General features: G+C 33.2%; 10 protein-coding genes. All 10 read left to right on the top strand.

Annotation, left to right across the window (positions count from 1 at the left end; translation table 11 throughout):
• Positions 1-190: 190 nt before the first annotated feature.
• The 10 genes from BT107_RS16155 (at position 191) to BT107_RS16110 (ending at position 18,753) form a co-directional block, all read left to right on the top strand.
• Positions 191-3,445 (top strand): PSD1 and planctomycete cytochrome C domain-containing protein, encoded by a 3,255-nt coding sequence (locus BT107_RS16155; RefSeq protein ID WP_072304875.1) that lies wholly within the window; start codon positions 191-193, stop codon positions 3,443-3,445.
• 26 nt (positions 3,446-3,471) lie between these two features.
• Positions 3,472-4,986, top strand: a complete 1,515-nt coding sequence (locus BT107_RS16150) for a DUF1501 domain-containing protein (RefSeq protein WP_072304874.1) — start codon at positions 3,472-3,474, stop codon at positions 4,984-4,986.
• An 11-nt stretch (positions 4,987-4,997) separates the two neighbouring features.
• Entirely contained in the window at positions 4,998-6,104 is a 1,107-nt protein-coding gene (locus BT107_RS16145; protein WP_170854754.1) for a twin-arginine translocation signal domain-containing protein, read from the top strand.
• Between the two features lie 15 nt (positions 6,105-6,119).
• Positions 6,120-7,505, top strand: a complete 1,386-nt coding sequence (locus BT107_RS16140; RefSeq protein WP_072304873.1) for a DUF2231 domain-containing protein — start codon at positions 6,120-6,122, stop codon at positions 7,503-7,505.
• A gap of 21 nt (positions 7,506-7,526) precedes the next feature.
• Entirely contained in the window at positions 7,527-9,017 is a 1,491-nt protein-coding gene (locus BT107_RS16135; RefSeq protein ID WP_072304872.1) for an alpha-L-fucosidase, read from the top strand.
• A 292-nt stretch (positions 9,018-9,309) separates the two neighbouring features.
• Positions 9,310-12,450, top strand: coding sequence for a SusC/RagA family TonB-linked outer membrane protein (locus BT107_RS16130; RefSeq protein WP_084639258.1), 3,141 nt, complete (start codon positions 9,310-9,312; stop codon positions 12,448-12,450).
• 17 nt (positions 12,451-12,467) lie between these two features.
• A complete protein-coding gene (locus tag BT107_RS16125; protein ID WP_072304871.1) occupies positions 12,468-14,270 on the top strand; it encodes a RagB/SusD family nutrient uptake outer membrane protein in 1,803 nt (600 codons plus the stop codon).
• 12 nt (positions 14,271-14,282) lie between these two features.
• The gene (locus BT107_RS16120; protein ID WP_072304870.1) at positions 14,283-15,839 is read left to right on the top strand and encodes a hypothetical protein; all 1,557 of its coding nucleotides are present in this window, start codon (positions 14,283-14,285) and stop codon (positions 15,837-15,839) included.
• Positions 15,840-15,988: 149 nt separating this feature from the next.
• On the top strand, positions 15,989-16,969 hold the full coding sequence (locus tag BT107_RS16115) for a LamG domain-containing protein (protein WP_072304869.1): 981 nt from the start codon (positions 15,989-15,991) through the stop codon (positions 16,967-16,969).
• A gap of 122 nt (positions 16,970-17,091) precedes the next feature.
• Entirely contained in the window at positions 17,092-18,753 is a 1,662-nt protein-coding gene (locus tag BT107_RS16110; protein WP_072304868.1) for a sulfatase family protein, read from the top strand.
• Positions 18,754-18,776 lie beyond the last annotated feature (23 nt).

Below are 18,776 nucleotides of genomic sequence, written 5' to 3'. Positions count from 1 at the left end.
GTGTTTTTTATTAAATAGACATCTACTTACACTAATAGCCATAACTAGCACTAAAATATAACTTTTTTATGGATTTTATAACTAGATAAAAACTCAACATAACGGAAAAGTACATTTTATAGACTGATTTGATCAGTAATATAGCATCTAGTTATTTTATTTTTGAGAAGTTATATAATCATCAATTTTTATGTTAAAAAATAAGATACTGTTAATTCTAGTAAGTGTTATTTTATTATTGTGTTCTTGTGGCGGTCCAGATCTACCAGAATTGATTGCTGTAGAATATAATAATTTGCCAGAAAAAGTAGATTTTAATCAACATGTAAAACCTATATTGTCTGATAAATGCTATTTGTGCCACGGTCCAGATAAGGGAAACATAAAAGGAGGTCTACAATTGCATGATCCCACTTTAGCATATGGAGAGTTAACAGAAACTCCAGGGAAATTTGCTATAACACCAGGAAACTTAAATAAAAGTGAATTTTTTCATAGGATTATGTCTAATGATCCAGATTTAATTATGCCTGCGCCTAGCTCGCATTTAACTCTTACAGATTATGAAAAGGCTGTTTTAATAAAATGGATTGAAGACGGAGCGGAATATAAAGATCATTGGGCTTTTATTAAACCAGAAAAACCAAGTATACCAAAAATTAAAGATGCTAAATTAGCAGCAAATGCTATAGATAATTTTGTGCTAGCAAAATTAGAAGAGGTCAATCTTAAAGCTTCTAAAAAGGCAGAAAAAGAAGTATTACTACGTAGAGCGTCTTTTGATTTAACTGGGTTACCACCAACACCAGAAGAACTACAAGAATTTGTAAATGATACCTCTGTTAATGCATTTGAAAAGCAATTAGACAGGTTATTAGCTTCTCCGCATTTTGGAGAGCAAATGACATTAGACTGGATGGATGTTTCTAGGTATGCAGATACTCACGGGTACAGTAATGATAAATACAGAGATACATCTCCTTGGAGAGATTGGGTTATTAAGTCTTTTAATAAAAATATGCCGTACAACGAATTTTTAACTTGGCAATTGGCAGGAGATTTATTTGATAATGCCACACGAGAACAAAAATTGGCAACAACTTTTAATCGCTTACATCCGCAAAATTTAGAAGGTGGTATTATAGATGAGGAATTTAGATCTGAATATGTAGCCGATAGAACAGCTACAGTAAGTCAAGGAATGTTAGGACTGTCTTATGCTTGTGCTAAATGCCATGATCATAAGTACGACCCTATTTCTCAGAAAAACTATTTTGAAATGTACAGTTTTTTTAATAATGTAGATGAGACAGGCTTAATACCTTGGGATTTAGCAACACCTGTACCAGCTATGATGCTGCCTACTAAAGAGCAAGAAGGAGTTATTGCTTATTTAGATGAAATAGTAAGAATTAGCGAAGAAAAATTAACAAAAGCAATTACTACAGAAAGTCAGAAAGCAGAACAATGGTTAGCTAATGGTTCTTATAAAAATATCACTAAAAATACTAAGCCAGACGGTTTAATTGCAGCTTTTAATTTTGATGATCAAAAGCTTGTAAATACAATTGGAGGCAATGGTAGTAATAATGTTCAAATGCGGCAACAGTTTGTAAAAAATGAAAAGACTATTTATAAAGAAGGTGCATCGGGTAAAGGATTGGCTATGAACGGAGATACTTGGCTAGATTTAGATAAAATTGGAATTTTTAAAAGGAATCAGCCTTTTAGTATTTCTATACAAGTTTTTATTCCTGAAGAAATTAATGATGGTGTAATTTTTCATAAAATGAATAGCTCTGAACTGCATAGTTTTAGAGGTTATCATTTAAAAATAAAAGAAAACAAAATTGAAGCTTTATTAGCACATGTATATCCAGATAATGCAATTGTCATTGAATCTTTAAATGATATACCCAAAGAAAAATGGGTGCAGTTAACAATGACCTATGATGGTTCTAGTAAAGCTAAAGGAATAAATATTTATCAAGATGGAGAAAAGTTAAAAACGAAGATGAAGTTTGATAATCTTTATAAAGACATTGTTTTTAATGGATTACAGCTTTATGGAAAAGAGAGTCCAAAGCTTGAGCCAGGCCTAAGAGTTGGAGCTATTTGGAGAGATAAGGGTATTGGCGGTGCTGTAGTGGATAATTTATTGGTCTTTGATAAAGAAATCTCTCCTGTAGAAGTTTTGCAAATTAGCAAATCAGATAAATTAAAAGAGCTTCAAGAGAAACCATATCCTAGCTTAAGCGCTAAAGAAAAGCAAGAGTTAACCAAGTATTTTTTAAGTACAAAATCTCAGGAATATGTGTCGGTCTTAAAAGATGTAGAGCATAAAAGAGAAGCTTTGGTAGATAGTACCGAAGTGGTAAAACAAATTATGGTAATGAAAGAGCGTAAAACCCCTAGACAAACTTATATTCTAGATCGTGGTAATTATGACTCTCCTACAGATTCTGTTTTTCCTAATGTACCTGAAGATATTTTTCCTTGGAAAGATGCATGGCCTAAAAATAGATTAGGTTTGGCTAAATGGATTACAGATAAAGACAACCCATTAACAGCAAGAGTTACGGTAAATAGATATTGGCAAAACCTTTTTGGAAATGGTCTTGTGGTTAGCTCAGAAGATTTTGGTAATCAAGGTAATTTACCAACGCACCCTAAATTATTAGACTGGTTGGCTATTCGTTTTGTAGAATCTGGATGGGATGTAAAAGCATTATTTAAAACAATGATGATGTCTAATACATATCAGCAAAGTTCTGTAATATCTGAAGAACTTTTAGCAGTAGATGTAGAAAACAGGTGGTTGTCTCGTGGTCCATCAACAAGGCTTTCTGGAGAAATGCTCAGAGATAATGCATTGTATGCTTCTGGACTATTAAATAAAAAAATAGGAGGAGAAAGTGTAAGACCATACCAGCCAGAAGGTTTATGGGAAGTAAATGGAGATACCTATGAACAAGATGGCGTAGAAGGGTTATACAGAAGAAGTATGTACACCATTTGGAAACGAACAATTCCTAATCCAACAATAGCAACTTTTGATGCGCCAACAAGAGATTTATGTTCTTCTCGAAGACAGAAAACAAATACACCTTTACAAGCATTAGTAATTCTAAACGACCCCACATATATTGAAGCTTCAAGAGTTATAGGTAAGCTTATGTCTGAAGAAAAAGATGTGGACTCTGGAATTAATTTGGCATTTGTAAAATTAGCCGGCAGAAATGCAACAGAAAAAGAACTAAGCTTACTGCGAAAATTACAAAAAGACGAATACAAAAAATTTAATGACAATTTACCTAAAACCTTAGGTTGGTTAAATACGGGTGCTTTTAAATTAAAAGAAACAGATAATAAAGCATTAATAGCAGCAAATGCAGTAGTCGCAAGTACTATTATGAATGCCGATGCTACTATTACTAAAAGATAAATTGTTAACCTTAAAAGAATAAAACTATGTGCAACAATCACCATAAAAAATTAAGGTCTAATAATAAAGATTTACATGAAATTGAAAAGCAAGTAGACCGAAGAGATTTTTTAAAAAAGACATCTTTAGGACTAGGAGCTTTGGCACTAGGTAGTTTATTAGGGGCAGATAAAATGTTTGCTTCTATAAATAAAAATAGTACGCCAGAAGAAATATTAAATACTTATAATAAGAATAGGTTAGGTTTACCACATCACCTACCTAAGGCAAAACGTATTATTTACTTGTTTCAGAGTGGTGGACCCTCACAAATGGATTTGTTTGATTACAAGCCAAAACTATCAGATATGTTTGGTAAAGAGTTACCAGATTCTGTAATGAGTGGTCAACGTTTAACGGGTATGAGTGGTAATCAAAGTACATTGCCAATAGCACCATCTGTATTTAATTTTAAACAATACGGAGAATCTAGAGCATGGGTTAGTGATGCTATGCCTTATTTGTCTGAAGTAGTAGACGATTTGTGTTTTATAAAAGGAATGCAAACAGACCAGATTAACCATACACCTGCAATTACTTTTATGCAAACAGGTAATCAATTACCAGGTAGACCATCTATAGGGTCTTGGTTAAGTTATGGTTTGGGTTCAGATAATGAAAACCTTCCTACATTTATAACTTTGGTTTCTAAAAACGGAAAGGGACAACCGTTAAAGTCTAGTTTATGGGGCAATGGTTTTTTACCAACAGAGCACCAGGGTGTACAGTTTAGGTCTGGTAAAGATCCTGTATTGTATTTAAGTGATCCAGAAAATTATGATGGTAACGACCGTAGACATATGTTAGATTATTTGGGCGATTTAAATAATTTACAACATGATGCCTATGGTGACCCTGAAATACAAGCAAGAATGTCGCAGTATGAAATGGCATTTAAAATGCAAACCTCAGTTCCAGAAGTTTCAGATTTATCAGACGAGTCAGATAGTACTTTTGAAATGTATGGCAAAGATAGTAGAGATCCAGGGACTTATGCTGCAAATTGTTTAATGGCAAGGAAACTTTTAGAAAAAGGAGTAAAGTTTGTGCAATTGTATCACCAAGGATGGGACCAGCATAACTATTGTCCAGGAGGAGTAAAAAGTCAATCTAAAAAAACAGATCAGCCTACAGCAGCCTTAATTAAAGATTTAAAGCAACGTGGTATGCTAGATGATACTTTGGTTGTTTGGGGTGGAGAGTTTGGACGTACAGTATACTCTCAAGGGCAGTTAACTAAAGAAAATTATGGTAGAGATCATCATCCAAAGGCATTTACAATGTGGATGGCAGGAGCAGGTGTAAAACCTGGTTTTTCATACGGAGAAACAGATGATTTTAGTTACAATGTTGTAAAAGATCCTGTGCATGTGCATGACTTTCACGCAACACTTTTACACTTATTTGGTGTAGATCATGAGCGTTTAACATTTAAACATCAAGGTAGGCGCTATCGTTTAACAGATGTACATGGTAATGTTGTAAAAGACCTATTAACCTAAAACCCAATCAAATGTCTTCTAGAAGAAATTTTATAAAAAATACAGCCATAGCTAGTGCGGTAGTTGCAGCTACGCCAACTATGGGTTTTTCAATTCTTAAAAAAAGTAAACCAGACCAACCCATTTTAGGTCATGGAGATTATACCTATAAAGTTAATAATGATTGGGCACAAATTAGTGCTATAAACAATCCTTTACTTAACTGCCATGAAATGGAAATGGATAGTAAGGGAAGACTAATAATGATTGGTGATCACACAAAAAATAATATTATAATTTTTGATAAATCTGGTAAAGTTTTAGATGCCTGGGGAACCGCTTACCCTGGTGGTCACGGACTTACTATATCTAATGAGGGTGGTGAAGATTTTTTGTTTTTAGCAGATTCTGGTTGGTATTTAAATAAGACAGGAAAATGGATTAAGCACAATGGTAGAATTACTAAAACTACCATAGATGGTAAGGTTCTTTTTGATATTGGCCATCCGCAAACTATAGGAGTCTATGAGCCAGGAGAAAATTTTTGTCCAACCGAAATAGCTATTGGTCCTAACGGAGATATTTATGTGGCAGATGGTTATGGGCAAGATTACATTTTACAATACAATTACAAAGGTGAATTTATTAGACGTTGGGGCGGACATAATAATGCCAATAAAGATCACAACTTACAAAATGCCCATGGTGTTGCTATAGATTACAGAGATAAAAACAACCCAATGGTAGTGTGTACCTCTAGAAACGAGCAGTCTTTTAAGTGGTTTACGTTAGATGGTAAATACATTAAAAAATTAAAATTACCTAATATGCAGGTTTGTAGACCTGTTTTTGATGACGCTAATTTGTATGCAGGTGTGTGTTGGTCTCAACCAAAAGAAGGAAAAACAAATTGGAAAGACCATACAGGTTTTGTAACTATTTTAGAAGAAGATAAAGTAGTTTCTAACCCAGGAGGTACAGCACCAGAATATAAAAATGGAGCGCTTCAAAAATCGTATCAACTAGAGAATAAACCCATATTGCACGGTCATGATGTATGTGTAGACGAAGATAAAAATCTATATATATGCCAATGGAATGCTAATAAAACGGCTCCAATAAAATTAGAGCGCGTTTAAATTTAAAAGAAAAGTATGGAAAATAGTGTCCCAGATTTTGTATTGTTTTTAGGTAGGTTTCATCCGCTAGTTGTGCATTTGCCAATAGGTTTTTTAGTATTTGCATTTCTACTTGAAATTTTTAGTAGAATTAAAAAAAATCCTGTTTTAACAACGGCTATACCTTTAGCCTTGTTTTTAGGAGGTGTAAGTGCATTAGTAGCTTGTATTTTAGGCTATATGTTATCATTAAGTGGTGATTATGATGATAATGCTTTGGATTCTCATTTTTGGTTTGGAATAGCAACAACTGTACTAGCTTTTGTAGCTTGGTTAATTAGGATTGAAAAAATAAAGCTATCAAACTATAAAAAAATACAGCCCAATATAGCAGCACTTACGTTGCTTGTTATTGTTATAAGTGTAACAGGGCATTATGGAGGTAATCTTACCCATGGTAGCGATTATTTGGTTAAGTACTTACCATTTAATACAGAAGAAAAAACAGAATTAGCCGCAGTCACCAATTTAGAAGAAGCAGAGGTTTACGGGCATTTGGTGGCTCCAATTTTAGAAAATAAATGTATTAGCTGTCATAACGATAGTAAAAAGAAGGGTGGATTATCTATGATAGATAGTGTATCTATGCATAGTGGCGGAAAAAGTGGTGCTATTTTAGTACCAGGTAGTGCTAATGAATCTGAACTGGTAAAAAGAGTTTTATTAGACCCGCACAATGAAGATTTTATGCCTCCAGAAGGAAAAACGCCTTTAACTGAGGAGGAAATAGCTATTATTACTTATTGGATAAATAGTTCTAATGCAGACTTTAAAACTAAAGTAGCTAATGTAGAAATTCCAGAAAATATAACTACAATAGCGAGTACAATGTTAGGTCTTGGTGCTAATAACAATACAGTAGCATTGCCAACAGTTGCTAAAGTTAGTAATGAGTTAATTGCTAGTATAGAGAAAGAAGGTTTTAAGTTAAAAGAATTGGTATTTGAGTCTAACTTGTTTGAAGTGGTATTGGCGCCAAATACAGTAGTAGAAGGTAAAGAAAATCAGCTTAAGGCTAAATTAGAAAAACTATTGCCAATAAAAGAAAACATAATATGGTTGTCTATAGAAAATAATAAGTTAACAGATGAAAATGTACAAATTGTGAGTCAATTTACAAACATTCAAAAATTGAAGCTTAGTGAAAATCCAATATCAGATAATGCTATTCAGCATCTTTTAAAATTAAAAAATATGACTAGCGTTAATTTATTTGGAACTAAAATTACTTCTAAAAGTTTAGAGGTCTTTTCTAAAATGGAAAACTTAAAATATGCTTACGTTTGGCAAACTAATATAGAACAAAAAGATTTAGAGGGGTATAATAAAACAAATACGCCTAAAATAATATTAGGAATGTAATACAAAGCTATTTAACCTACTATGAAAAATAAAATTTTACTAAATGCCTGTCTGGTTTTGTTATTGGCAGGTTGTGCTTCTAAAAAAATAACAAAAGAAATTTCTAAAGACTCCCAAAAGTATACAGCAAATTGGGAGTCTTTGCAGCAATATAAGGTGCCAGAATGGTATAAAGATTTAAAATTTGGAATCTATTTTCATTGGGGGCCTTATTCTGTACCTGCCTATAAAAATGAGTGGTATTCTAAGTGGATGTATGAGGAAGGACATCCAATTAACGAGTATCATAAAAAAGCATATGGCAGCTTAGATACTTTTGGATATAAAGATTTTATACCCATGTTTACAGCAGAAAAATTTAATGCAGATGCTTGGGCAGATTTATTTGTAAAAGCAGGAGCACAATTTGCAGGACCAATAGCAGAACATGCAGATGGTTTTGCTATGTGGGATAGTAAATTAACAACATGGGACGCAAAAGACAAGGGACCTAAAATAGATGTTGTTGGTGCTATGGAAAAAGCGGTAAAAGCACGTGGTTTAAAGTTTATTACCACTTACCATAGACATTGGTTATATGCTTGGTACCCAACATGGAGCAAAACTACAGATGCTGCTAACCCAGATTATAAGGGGTTATATGGACCTATAGTTCCAGAAGGCACTTTTGTTATGGCAGATACACCAACAAATCCATTGCCAAATAAAGAATTTAATGAAGAGTGGTTAAATAGACTTACAGAATTAACTACTAAATATGATCCAGATATTGTTTGGTTTGATAATAAAATGGACATTATTGATGAAGACTATAGAAAGCAATTTTTAGCAAATTTTTACAATCAAGGTTTAAAAAACAATAAAGAGGTTGTAGTAACCTATAAATTTCAAGATTTAGCAGTAGGTTCTGCTGTATTAGATTTAGAGCGCTCAAGAATGAGCGATAAAAAAGATTTTACATGGTTAACAGATGATTCAATAGACTGGAGATCTTGGAGTCATATTCAAAATCCTAAATATAAATCTACCAATAGACTTGTAGATTTTTTAGTAGATGTAGTGAGTAAAAATGGGGCTGTTTTATTAAACATTACACCAACAGCAGAAGGTGAAATTCCTGCTGAGGTTAAAAAACGTTTACTACAAATGGGAGATTGGTTAAAAGTAAACGGAGAAGCAATTTACGGTACAAGAACTTGGGATATTTTTGGTGAAGGCCCAGCAGAAGTTGTAGAAGGACATTTAAGTGAGCATAAAAATAAAGACAACACAGAAAAAGATATTCGTTTTACAACAAAAGATAATGTTCTTTATGCTATAGTTTTAGATTGGCCTAAGGATAAGGTGTTTATAAAATCATTATCCAACAAAAAGCATCAAATTAAAAAAATAGAGATGTTAGGTAATAAAGAAAAGGTTACTTGGCAACAAACAACAAATGGTTTACGAATAGAACCATCAAAAACAAAAGTTGGTAATTATGCTTTTACCTATAAAATAGAGTTTGAATAAATAAAAAAATAAGTTAAAATTAAAACCACCAATAATACCTACTAAGGATTGTTGGTGGTTTTTTGTTTAATTACCAAATTGAAAAAATAGTATGTTATTTTTTTTTAATTTAACATTCTTAGCCTTGTTATATTACGTAAATAATAGAAAATCAGCTTGTTTGTTGGTTTCAGGGCGTTTTAGTTAACATTTTTTTATGATTTTATACATATGTTTTACTTAAAAAAACATTTGTTACTACCCTTAAAGCAAATAAAATCAACATTTGTGTAACTAAACTTAAAAAACGATTATGGAAATGAAATTTAATTTACTTGTTAAGTCTAGACATAAAGCTTTTTTAACGATTCTATTTTTTGTTATAGGCTTTGGTTTGGTTCAGGCACAAACAAAAACCGTAAAAGGTAATGTTAGTGGAGAAGGCGAGCCACTTTTAGGGGTAAGTGTTGTTGTAAAAGGTACAACAGTAGGAGTAGTTACAGATTTTGATGGAAACTACACAATACAAGCAGCGCCAAATAGTGTATTAATATTTAGTTATATAGGCTATGTGGCAAAAGAAATTACCGTAGGCTCTAAAACTACTATTGATGTAACTATGGAAGAAGATATAGAAGCATTAAAAGAAGTGGTTCTTATTGGATACGGTGTACAAAAGAAGAGAGAAGTAACAGGAGCAGTAGCTCAAGTACGTGCAGAGGATATTGAAAAAATATCTACTGCAGATGTTGGTAGTGCGCTGCAAGGGCAAATTGCAGGTGTAAACGTAACTTCTAGTAGTGGTCAGCCAGGATCAGATGCAGTAATACTTATACGTGGTATTAACTCTGTTTTTGGTAGTAACTCGCCACTTTATGTTGTAGATGGTATACCACAAGATGGTAACCCACAATTAAGTATTGCAGAGATAGAAACTATAGATGTACTTAAAGATGCTGCATCTGCCGCAATTTATGGTACAAGAGGTTCTGCTGGTGTAATTTTAATTACCACTAAATCTGGTAAAGTTGGTAAAATGGATATTGGTATTACTAGCTATATGGGTGTACAAGACATTATATCTAGTGTTCCTTTAATGAATTTTGAAGATTCTATGTATAGTCAGTTTGTAAGGTTAAATAATATTAACGGTACTTTTCCAAACAACTCATTTACAACTTTAGAGCAAAATCCTAATGATTTTACTAATAAAACTAACCTTATGGATATTCTTCAGGAAGATATGGCTTTAATACAAAACCATAACCTGAATATTTCTGGAGGTAAAGAGGGATTAAGATTTAATGTATCTGTTAACTATTTTGATCAACAAGGATCTTTAATTAATTCTGGTTTAGAAAGATTAAATGTAAGGGCAAATACAACGTACAAAAAAGGAAAATGGACATTTACTACAGGTATAGGCCTTAGAACAGATGAGCAAGAATATACACCTTGGCAAGTATTACTAGATGGTTATAGATACAAACCTTATCAGCAAATAATAGATCCAAACTCACCAACTATAGACGATAGTGCAGGTGATGCAAATAGTAACGATGCTGTAAATTTAAGTTTTTTAACAGCTAAACTAAAGCAATCTGATGTTAGAAAAGGTGATAATTTTGATGCACGTATGCAAATAGATCGTCAAGTTCTTCCAAGTTTTAAATTAACTACACGTGCTTCTTTAAGTAGAACAAATAATACACGTGTAAGAATAAATCCTTTATTTACTGCGTATTCAGTAGAAGGAGATTTAATACCACAACAAGTTAGATCTGGAGTTTACAATCAAAGTGATAGATCTACTAGTGCAACTATAGATGGTATTGCAACTTTTGATAAAACATTTGGAGATCACCACGTAACTTTAGTAGGCGCGGTAAGTGCAGAAAAATATACATACGATTCTTTCTTTGCACAGAAGTTCGATCTTTTTAATAATGAAATAACCAACTTAAATGGCGCAACCTTAGATGCTAATGTTGGTACAGGTAATGGTTACGGACAAGACAGAACAAATACTTTAATAGGTATGTTAAGTCGTGTACAGTACGATTATAAAGGAAAATACTTAGTAAGTGCCAGTCTTAGACGTGATGGTACAAGTCGTTTTTCTGAAGAAAATAGATGGATCTATGCACCTTCTGCATCTGCAGCTTGGATTGCTTCTGATGAAGAAGGTTGGGATAAAGTATTTGGAAAAACGTTTAACTTCTTTAAAATGAGGTTTAGTTATGGTACAACAGGTAACCAAAGTATTTTAGATTATAGTACAGCACCAACTATTGGTTTAGGACATGATTATGTTTTTGGTACAGGATCAGACCAAGTATTGGTTTTAGGAGCTATACAAGAAGCGTTTAAAAACCCTAAGGCAAAATGGGAAAAGAAAATTGAAAAGAACTTTGGTATGGAGTTCGGTTTTTTTAACAACAAGCTTACGGTAACTAGTGAAGTTTACGATGGTTCTAGAACTAATATGTTATTCCCAGTTATTTTACCGCCAACAGTTGGTGGTGGTAACAACTCTAGTGTAATATTAAACGTTGGTGATATGCGTAACTATGGTACGGAGTGGAGTGCTAATTATAAGCATAGAGGTAAGTTTAGCTGGAATGTTTCTGCTAACTATTCTAAAAACGAAAACAGAATTACTAGAATGAGTGATTCTAATAAATTTTCATTTTTAGGTGGTAGTCAAGTAGCACCAGGTTTACCAGGAGAAGATTTAGTTACTGCTCTTAGAGAAGGGTATGAGGCTGGTGCATTCTTTTTAGTAGAAACAGACGGACTTGTAACAACGCAAGAACAGTTAGATGAGTATAGATTATTAGACCCTACAGCAAACCTTGGAGATCTTAGATATGTAGACCAACCAACAGTAGATACTAATAACGATGGTGTTGCAGACACAGGAGATGGTGAAATTACTTTAGATGATAGAGTTTATAAAGGTAGTGGAGCTCCAGAATATGAGTTGGGTTTAAACTTTAATGCAAATTATAAGAACCTAGATTTTTCTATGAACTGGTATGCTGCAATAGGAGGAGAAATTATAAATGGTAGTAAAGCTTATGCTTATAAGCAAGGTACACACCAAGACTTGGTTCACCAATGGACACTTTCAAATCCAACTTCAACTGTGCCTTCAGACAGAGGTAGAGATCATTTTAATTATAGAGGTTATACAGATTATTGGTTGCAAGACGGAAGTTTTGGTAGACTAAGAAACGTAACTCTAGGGTACACTTTACCTAAAAAATTAAATGAGAAGCTTAATATTAATAAATTAAGATTTTACATAGCAGCAGATAACCTATTAACCATTACAGGTTACGACGGTTTTGATCCAGAAATTGGAAATGACGGTTTAAGTACTCGTGGTATAGATGCAGGTGTATATCCAATAAGTACACAATATAGAGCTGGTATTGAATTTAAATTTTAATAAAAAAAGAACTAGAAATGAAAAAATTAATATTTAACAAAATAGCTGTTGTTTTACTGTGTGTTATGTGCAGTACAGCATGTTCAGATGATTATTTGGAAGAAACTAATCCTAACGAGCTTTCAACAGGTAGTTTCTGGAAAAATAACGTAGATCTTAACGGAGGTTTAACTTCTGTATATAACGCTTTTAAAAATACAAGTGTTTTTAATGTATTATCAGACAACCATAGAGCAGATATGAGCTGGCCTGGTTTTGGTAGACCAAACACGCAAAATGCATTTTACCTGCAAACATTTAATGATGCAGAAAATGATATTAGAAATAAATGGTCTGCAACTTATACTGTTATTTTTAGGTCTAACCAAGTTATATCAAACGGAGAAAGATTAATAGCAACTTATAAAGACCAAGATAAAATAGATTTTGCAACTCAAATTATTGCTCAAGCTAAATTTTTTAGAGGAATATCTTACAGTTATCTATACAATATGTATAACCAAGGTAGTGTGCCAATTTTTGATTTTGTTCCAGAAGCAGAAAGCGATTTTTACCAACCATTAAGTCCTGCAAATGAGGTAAAAGCTTTTTACTTAGCAGACTTAGAATTTGCATACGAAAATTTACCTCCATCATGGGACGGAAATGCAAACGTTGGCCGTGTAACAGGCGCAGCCGCAGCCGCAGAATTAGGCAGAAGCTATTTGTATGAAGAAGATTATACAACTGCAGCAGTATATTTTAATGATATTATTACTAACGGAGAATATGGTAGGTCTTTGGTAGAAAACATAGACGATAATTTTTCAGAGGCAGGTGAATTTAATTCTGAGTCTATTTTAGAAGTTAGTTATTCTGTAAACTTTAAATCAGAATTAAATCCTTACGATAGTCAAAATGTATCTAATACTTTAGGTAGAATATTTGCACCTGCTAATTTAGGAGGTTATAGAGCTTCTATGCCAAGTACATGGTTGCAAATGGCTTACAAAAGTGAAGAATTGGATTTAAGTGATCCTAGAAACTTTGTGGCTTGTGAAGATGGTGAAGAAGGTTGCGATCCTGTAACTTTAATGAGACCAAGATCTTACTCACTACGTGCATCGTATTCTATTGCGGTAGTAGACGATAAAGACACTCCTTATTACGGAGGTTTATCTACTGCAGATGCAAGTCCGTTTAACAATAAAGAAACAGCTTATTTTAGAAAATACACAAACTGGGCAACTGTAGCAACAGAGAGTGATATAGTACCAAATACACGATCTGGTGTTAATATTAGATTAGTACGTTTAGCAGATGTTTACTTAATGTTGGCAGAATGCTTAATTAAAGGTGGTACAGATGATGGTGGTGTAGAACAGGCAATGGCTTTGGTAAATGAAGTAAGACATCGTTCTGCTTTAAAACTTATAGGTCTTAATGGTACTGGTAGCTATCCAGCAGCAGATCATGATGATGTGGCTTATGACGCAAACAGTTTAATGGAGCATTTAATGTATATAGAAAGACCATTAGAATTGGCAGAAGAAGGGCATGCAATTCGTTTTCTAGATTTAAGACGTTGGGGAGTTTTAAAAGAACGTTTTCAAGATTTAAGTCAAAGAAGATATTGGGCAGAAGATTTCCCTTTTACAGATAAAGAAGGTAAGTCTGTAACAAGATGGGCTTCTATTTTAAGAGAAGGAGAAAGCCCCCTAGCAAATGGTTTTACGTTTGTAGATTATGCGCAAGCTGCTGTAAATTATAACGAAAGTATTCATGGATACTACCCTATACCAAATAGCGAAGTTACAGCTAATCCAAATTTGAATAACTAAAAAAAAGATATTATGAATAATAGATTAATTTTAATAGCATTAGTTATATCGCTTATTACAGCATGTAATAGTGATGATTATGATGCTCCTAATTCGTTCTCAGATGTATCTTGGTATACAAGCGGATTTAGAGAAGAAATAGTTAGTGTAAGTGTAAATGACTTTGCGTCATTTTCAGACTTATCTCAAGGAGAAATATCACATAAATGGACAATAGAAGAGGGAAGTCATTTTTTAAAAGGCCCAATTACTCGTAAAGATTCTATTTTTGATGAGTTTATTATTAAGCCAGAATCTTTAGAGAGTGCAGATAAAACAGTACACGTTTTATTTACAAAAGGAGGCTTAAAAAAAGTAAACCTTTATAACGAGTTTAAAGAATACGTAGAGTTTAAAGGAGCAGATGGTTTTGTTTTTCCGGCTAAGGAAGTAGGTAATAAATGGGTTATAGATACTACTTTTGTAGTAGATGTTTATGATGCTATTATGCCGCAAATACTAATTCGTCAAAACGGAATAGTTGTTCCTCATGAATCGGAAAGTGATGTAATTACTGTAGAAGCTGGGTCAGAATTAGAGTTTGTAGATGTAACAACTATAGGGCGTCCAAATACATGGTCATGGCAAGTTGCAGGTATTACAAGCACAGATTCTCTTGCGGTTATACAATTAAACAAATTAGGAGAATTTAAGGCTGTATTAAACCTTAGTAGACAGGGAGAAACAATACCTGCAGGTTATGAAAAGTATAATATAGCTGCAACTATTAAAGTTGTGCCATCATCCTTACCTTTTGAGGTAGCTAGCGATATATCAGAATTAGAAGATCAAACAATACAAATACCTTACAATGGAGAGTTTGCACCTTTTACGGATCAAAAATCTCATTTTACTGTAAATGTAAATGGTTCTCCTTTTGCAATTTCATCAGTAGGATTAAATTCTTCTAATGCTACTATTTTAGAAATTAAGCTCCAGGATCAAATTTACAGATCAGATAATATTACTGTTTCTTATGATGGTAATGGAACGCTAGAGTCATCAGACACTCGTATTCCTGGTGCTTTTACAGATTTGCCTGTTCAAATGTATCAGCATGAGGCTGTACGTTTCGATATAGAAGATGGTGGTGCTAATTGGAGTATTAAAGATGATAATTTACCAACAACAACCGTTGCTCCATCAACAGAACAAGCAGCAAGTGGTATATATAGTATGAAAGTAGATGCGGCTGCTGCAGGTGCATGGTCTGGATTTCAAAATATAGTAGATCAATACACATTAACAGCAGGTGTAACTTATCAATTAGAGTATAAAATATACAAACAAGCTGGAGCAGCAATAAATATGAATGGTCCATGGATACAAAAGGGAGGAGAAACTATTTTTCAATTTTGGAATAATGTGATAGCTTCAGCTGCAGAAGATACTTGGGTAACGGTAAGTCCTGATCAAAGATTTACAGCATCTGCAACCGCTAGTGATTATGAAATTTATATAAGACATAATGGTATGGGTGTTGTTTATTTTGATGATATTAGAGTTATGGAAGTAGATGAAAGACCATAAAAATTAAAAGAATAAGAATATTAAGGCTTCACTATTAATGTGAAGCCTTTTTTTATAAAAAAAAGGGCGTTGTCTATTTTTTGTACAGTTTTTTTTTGTGTAAAAATCACAATCATTCTACAACTTTGAGCCAAACTAATTAATTTATTATGATGAAATTTAATGTAGCAATACTGTTCTTATTTTTTTACGCTGTCTCTTGTAGCAATAACGATTCAACAAACAAATTGGAAGAAAAAGAAGAGATAGTAGAAACTCCAGATACCCCAACAGAAGAACCAGAAGTAACATGGAAAACAATTCCGGTGCCTCCAAATGCAGGAGAAGGTAATGTTTGGGAATTTCAAGATATGTCAGACAGTTTTGACTATGAGGCAGAAGCAGCTAACAAAGGAGCAGAGTTTAATGCAAAATGGACAGACTTTTATCACAACCAATGGTCTGGTCCAGGATTAACAGAATGGAAAAGAGACCACTCTTTAGTAAAAGATGGTTATTTACAAATGGTAGCAAGTAGAGTGCCAAATTCTAATAAAATTCATTTAGGATGTATTACATCTAAAGAGCAAGTAATATACCCTGTGTATATAGAGGCAAATGTAAAAATAGCAAATACTACTTTGGCATCAGATGTTTGGCTTTTAAGTTCAGATGATACTCAAGAAATAGATATTGTAGAGGCTTATGGAGCAAGTTATTCTGAGTTAGCAGAAGCAGACCAAACCTGGTATGCAGAGCGTATTCACTTAAGTCATCATATGTTTATTAGAGATCCTTTTCAAGATTACCAACCAACAGATTCTGGTAGTTGGTATAAAGATGAGGTTGGCACATTGTGGAGAGAAGAATTTCATAGAGTAGGTGTTTACTGGAGGGATCCTTTTCATTTAGAATATTATATTAATGGTAAATTGGTAAGAACAACTTCTGGTGAAGATATGATAGATCCTAATGATTTTGCAGAGGGTAAAGGTTTAAGTAAGCCTATGGATATTATTATTAATGCAGAAGACCAAACTTGGAGATCAGACAAAAATATAACTCCTTCAGATGCAGAATTGGCTAATGAAGAGAATAATACATTTAAAGTAGATTGGATTAGAATTTTTAAACCGGTTAAAGCAGATTAAGTGTATTAATCATATGTTTTATTCATAAAATCATATGTTATTCTTCATTCCGTAAAAAAATGTAACTTTTGTAAAGCGCTTTAATTAGCGCTTTTTATTTTATCAAACTAAAACCACCAATAATGCTTAAAAAGGTATTTTGTTTTTCTCTACTTATTGTTGTTGCAATTTCTTGTAAAGAAAAAGTAGAAACTAGCACAGAAATTAAAAAGCCAAATATTATTTATATCATGGCAGATGATCATACATCACAGGCTTTTGGTATATATGGTAGCAGGTTGGCAAGTTTAAACCCTACTCCAAATCTTGATAAAATTGCAAACGAGGGTATAATTTTTGACAATTGCTTTGTTACAAATTCTATTTGTACACCAAGTAGAGCAACTATGATTACAGGGCAATACAGTCAGGCAAACGGCGTGTTAGATTTAGAAGGTCACGTACCGCCAGAAAGACAATATTTGCCGCAAGAAATGAAAAAACTGGGGTATGAGGCTGCTGTAGTTGGCAAATGGCATTTAGAAGATGAACCTGCTGTTTTTGATTATTATGCGGTATTGCCAGGACAAGGTAAATACCATAACCCTGAATTTATAGTACAAGGAGAGCAAGAATGGCCTAAAAATAGAATACAAACAAAAGGGCATTCTAGTGATAATATTACAGATTTAACTATTGCTTGGTTAAAAGATAAACGTAATAAAGACAAACCATTCTTTTTAATGCACCATTACAAGGCACCTCATGACGATTTTGAGTATGCACCGCGCTATAAAGATTATTTAGAAAATACATACATACCAGAACCTGCAAGTTTGTATGAAAATGGAAATAATGGTTCTATTGCAACAAGAGGTGCTAATGACTCTTTACTACGCGTTATTGGCTCATCAGTATCTAAAAGAAATATAGTAAGAGGTATGGGAATGAGAATCTGGTCTAATGAATTTACAAAAATTTCTAACCCAGAGTTTAATGTTTCTAATGCTATTTCTTTAGATATAAGTGATAAAGAATATACGCATAAAACATATCAAGAGTATTTAAAAAGATATTTACGTTGCGTAAAAGGTGTAGATGATAACGTTGCAAGACTAGTAAAGTTTTTAAAGGAAGAAGGCTTGTATGATAATACTATAATTGTGTATACAGGTGATCAAGGTTTTATGCTAGGAGAACATGATTATATAGATAAAAGATGGATGTATGATGAGTCTATGCGTATGCCATTTTTTGTGCGTTACCCAGAAAAAATAAAAGCAGGTACTAGAACAGATGCTATAATTAACAATGCAGATTTTGCACCTACTTTAATAGATTTAGCAGGTGGTAAAGCTCCAAAACAAATGCAGGGACATAGTTTTAAAACAATATTAGAAACAGGTAAAGAACCAAAAGATTGGCAACAGTCTACCTACTACAGGTATTGGATGCATATGGCACATGCGCATGCAAATCCAGCGCATTTTGGTATTAGAACAAAACAATACAAATTAATATTTTTTTATGGTAAATATTGGGTAGATACCAAAGACCCTAATGCCACATGGAACAAAAAAAGTTGGGGTAATAAGTTTGAGATGGATACGCCAGTTGCTTGGGAGTTTTATGATTTATCTAAAGATCCTAAAGAAATGAATAATGCCTACAATGACCCTGCGTATAAAGATATAATTAAGGAACTTAAACAACAGTTAAAAGAAAAGCGTAAAAGCTTAAACGAAGAAGATGGTAGTAAGTTTCCGCACATACAAAAAGTGATAGACGAGCATTGGAACGATTAAATTTATAAGTAAATAAAAACAGT

Source organism: Cellulophaga fucicola (assembly GCF_900119145.1).
Taxonomy (GTDB): domain Bacteria; phylum Bacteroidota; class Bacteroidia; order Flavobacteriales; family Flavobacteriaceae; genus Cellulophaga; species Cellulophaga fucicola.
The sequence above is the reverse complement of the archived record's forward strand: the minus strand, read 5'-3'. Positions and strand labels throughout refer to the sequence as shown.